The 3,810-nt window shown below is 44.8% G+C and carries 6 protein-coding genes; 1 reads left to right on the top strand and 5 read right to left on the bottom strand.

The genetic code is table 11. The features are described 5' to 3' along the window. The coding region (locus WBV75_RS03080; protein WP_424119190.1) for a putative PEP-binding protein at positions 1–436 on the top strand (436 nt) is incomplete at its 5' end. Between the two features lie 120 nt (positions 437–556). On the opposite strand, the gene WBV75_RS03075 is transcribed toward WBV75_RS03080, so the two are convergent. The 5 genes from WBV75_RS03075 to WBV75_RS03055 form a co-directional block, all read right to left on the bottom strand. Continuing rightward, entirely contained in the window at positions 557–928 is a 372-nt protein-coding gene (locus WBV75_RS03075) for a glyoxalase (protein WP_424119189.1), read from the bottom strand. Between the two features lie 96 nt (positions 929–1,024). Beyond that, positions 1,025–1,768 carry a glutamine amidotransferase gene (locus WBV75_RS03070; RefSeq protein ID WP_424119188.1) on the bottom strand — a complete coding sequence of 248 codons (744 nt, stop codon included), beginning with the start codon at positions 1,766–1,768 and terminating at the stop codon, positions 1,025–1,027. A gap of 155 nt (positions 1,769–1,923) precedes the next feature. After that, positions 1,924–2,721 carry a DUF6090 family protein gene (locus WBV75_RS03065; protein WP_424119187.1) on the bottom strand — a complete coding sequence of 266 codons (798 nt, stop codon included), beginning with the start codon at positions 2,719–2,721 and terminating at the stop codon, positions 1,924–1,926. Between the two features lie 241 nt (positions 2,722–2,962). Continuing rightward, a complete protein-coding gene (locus WBV75_RS03060) occupies positions 2,963–3,367 on the bottom strand; it encodes a hypothetical protein (protein ID WP_424119186.1) in 405 nt (134 codons plus the stop codon). Positions 3,368–3,434: 67 nt separating this feature from the next. Then, positions 3,435–3,810 (bottom strand): M43 family zinc metalloprotease (locus WBV75_RS03055; RefSeq protein ID WP_424119185.1); only part of this gene is annotated, 376 nt, incomplete at its 5' end.

Genomic DNA, 3,810 nt, shown 5'->3' with positions numbered 1-3,810 from the left:
GGTTTTGAGTATCATGAAGGAGAATGGCCTGGAAAGGGGAAAGAAAGGACTTGAAATCTATCTTATGGCTGAATTGCCCTCAAATATCATTTTGGCGGATCAGTTCGCCCCAATGATAGACGGCTTTTCTATTGGGTCCAATGATTTGACTCAGCTCACCTTAGGCCTGGACCGGGATTCCAGTCTGGTGGCCCACTTATATGATGAACGCAATGATGCGGTAAAGGCCATGATTAAAATGCTTTTGTCCACCGCGAAAAAACACGGAAAAAAAGTGGGTATCTGTGGACAGGGACCTTCAGACTTTCCGGATTTTTCAGAATTCCTGGTGAGGGAGGGCATCGATTCTGTCTCGGTAACGCCCGATTCCGTTTTAAAAACCCTCAAGGTTATTCAGAAAGTTGAAGAATTGAAAGTGCCGGTGGAGATGGTTTAGTGTGTGTAAATGGAAGCCCAACAGACCCGCATAGGTTTGTGCATATACGCACGCCTGTGCGGGTTTTTGCATCTTGTGTGTGCCTTAAAATCATTGTGAGGGACTATCTTTACACCTCTTTCATGTCGTTGTATTAAATGCCCCGAAATGCCAGAGGATTCCACTTGGGTCGTGGAGGAAAAATTCACTGCCCCAGTCGTTGTGTACTATCCCCGATAATCGCACGTTTTTATACTTTTCGGTTAATCCGAGGACCTTTAAGGCTTTCAGGTGGTCCTCAAGATCATCTACTTCAAGAAAAATCATTGAATTATCGACCCAGTCCTTTACATAGGCGTCCTGCAAATAGAATCCGAAGGCTCCAGCCCTGAAGTACGACATTTTTTCGGATGTAATGATTTCTTCAAAGCCTAAATCCCGGTAGAAGGCTCGTGAGACATCATAGTTTCGGGCACCGATAAAGGCCCTGATCGATTTTGCACTTATGTTCATCTGATGTGTTGAGGTTAAAAATATTTCTGTACAAAAAACCGCTTGTTTACTTTTTCAGCTCCCTTATAAAAGTATGGATTAACCCTGTATGGGGTCTCAGGAATTTTGGGTAGGAGTTTTATAAGCTTGTACAAACCGCCTAAGGATTTCCCGGGCCACGGGGGTATCTGCATGGCGCACGGCATCAATCAGGATATCGGCCTCTTTGGGCTCAAAGTAGCCGTAGTCTTTATAGGTTTTAATTCGGAGGATAAATTCCCACGAGTCCGCCTCCGGGTGGAACTGGGTGGCGTAGATGTTTTTTCCAACCCGGAACATCTGTACCGGGCAGGTTGCGGAAGAGGCCAGGAGTACGGCCCCCGGTGGAACCTCGTCGCAGGCTTCTTTATGGCCGGCCAGGGCGTCAAAGTTTTCGGGCAACCCCCTTAGCAGCGGGTCTTGTCTTCCGACATCCGTCAGACGGATGTTCACGCTTCCAATAGGTTCTGAATAAGTGCCTGAGATGGGAGTTCCAAGATACCGGCCCAATAAACCGTTTCCCGAACAACATCCCAAAAAGGGAAAATCGGTGGGGATCATTCGGTCAAACAACTTTTCGTAAAAGGCTTCGATGTCCTTTTGAACCCTGCTTTTTTCTGATTCGGGGGTGCTGATGTCAAAGGGGCTTCCCCCGGCAATTGCCGCGGCGAACTCATCCAGATCTACATCGGGGGTTTCCTGTTCCAACCGGATGCGGTGTATCTGGTTTGGATGCAGCCGGCCAACCCTGAGGATGGCCTCAAACTCACTGTCGGCGGTGGCATCCTCGGGCCGCATTTGCAATATGAGGAGCTTTTTCATAAGAACTCGTTTCCGGGAATTTTCAAATCAGCGTTAAATTTAAGGGAATTGGGATAAATACCCCTTCGGTGCAGGGCCTGTTTCCCGGGTGGATTTATTCCATAGGGTATTAAAAGCAGGGGATGGAGGATCTGGTAATGAAGGCAGTAAATATATTACGGATTAAACCGGTGCAGTTCTTGCTCAATGAGTTCCAGAATATCCGTGATTCGTTTTTTCAGACTTAGGGATTGGCTGTTGGTAAGCATATTGAGTTCGAGACATACGGCCATTTTATCCTCGAATTTGGGATTGTCCAGCAAAACGGATAAGTCTGAATCCCGCCGGGACCCTGTTAATTTGAATTCGGTATTTCGGGCGTTGTCTAACTGAAAAGACTGTAGCAAGCCATTTTTCCAGTTGTGATAGGTCAATGTCCGGATGGAGACATTTTCTTCCAGAAAGGGCCTGTAAGTATCCGTTCTGTATGTCAACCAAACGATTTCCTCCTCCGTGACCTGCACCACATCACTGGTCCAACGGGATAGTAATTCTTTCAAACGGGGATTCTGCAACAACTGGATCCTGCCCGAGCTGATAATATCATTTACAATGGGATCAAAAGTGGGTGTAAGTATGGTAAAACCTAGGTACTTAAGCGTACTATCGATATTTCTCTCATCCGGGTGGTCTACATAATCCAGAAGCTTATAGGAAGCGGATATCAATTTGTTTCTCAAATCCATCTTTGATTCCAGTTGTTCCAAATTGCTCCGGTACTCGGATTTCAGTTGTAACAGTAATTCCCTTTCTTCCCCTCGTTCTTTCCTGTATTCGTTTGCGTTATCAATTTGCAATGCTATGAGGATTCCGATCACAACCAAAAGGATTTCCCCTATGGCATACAACAGGTACTTGCTGAATTTGTTGTGAGTCAGCAGTCTTTGGCGGATTTGGCGGAAGAAGCGGAACATGGTTTGTTTGGTTACCCTCTGAAATTACGAAAAAGAAGTTGACAGTAATACCTTTGATTGTATTACCGGGCACTTACGTTCTCCTCTTTGATTTCCGTAATTAATATCATAGTTTTAGAGGAGTTGGGGGTAGCTTTGGAGACCTTTCTTGTTTAAAGGATACCCCTCTTTAAAGGCTTGATGAACAGCTATTTTTGAAGTTAGTTACCTGAGATTATGGTATTCCGGTTAACTTACCGCTTCATTCCGTTCTTTCCGAAAGGGATATGATTTTTTGGACCAATGAGTCCAACAATTTTGGCGGGCTTCCATGGTCAAAATCAAATTCGCCATGCTCTCCATCTAAGGTCAAAGACAAATTTGCAATGGCCGCGGCATCACTATAACTTTTGGTACTTTCGGTAGTTTTCACCTTTTCAAAGTCAGTATGGGCCAATATATTCTTTAATTCATCCTGTTCTCTTTGGGTTAATTCTCTTTCCTTGGTTTCGCCGCCCCTAGAATGGGTTACTTTTAACGTACTGGAGTGAATCTCTATTTGAAGAAAAAATCCGCGCGTCTGGGCGAGATAGGTTAAATCCAAGTTTTCTTGAGCGCAATTATATGCGCTAACGAGCAGGACTATACTTAAGAAGACTGTTTTCATGTATATTAAAACTACAAAAAAAGGCACCCATTTGGATGCCTTTTTACTTTGGTTTTACTCCGGCGACCTAGGGTGCCATAGCTTCTCGTACTCCTCCGGCACCAAATAAGGCACGCATTCTTTCTTTCTGACCATTACTGAACATGTACATACAATCATCGTTTGTATAATCCATATAATTCATTGTCATATCCGTGGTTCTGCAGTTGATTGTTGGAAAACCCGGACATCCAAAGTTTGGATCATCAGAGGATGGAGTATCTGAAACAAAATCGTCTCTTCTACATTTTCCATCTCCCCAAATATGTCTGAGGTTCAACCAGTGCCCTACTTCATGAGTAGTTGTTCGTCCACCATCAAAAGGAGCAGTCGCGGTTCCGGTTGTCCCAAAATAGTCTGTTCCTACTACAACGCCATCGGTCGAAGCACTGCCTCCAGGGAAT

Origin of the sequence: Robiginitalea sp. (genome assembly GCF_049588695.1) — a bacterium.
Classification (GTDB): Bacteria; Bacteroidota; Bacteroidia; order Flavobacteriales; family Flavobacteriaceae; genus Robiginitalea.
The sequence above is the reverse complement of the archived record's forward strand: the minus strand, read 5'-3'. Positions and strand labels throughout refer to the sequence as shown.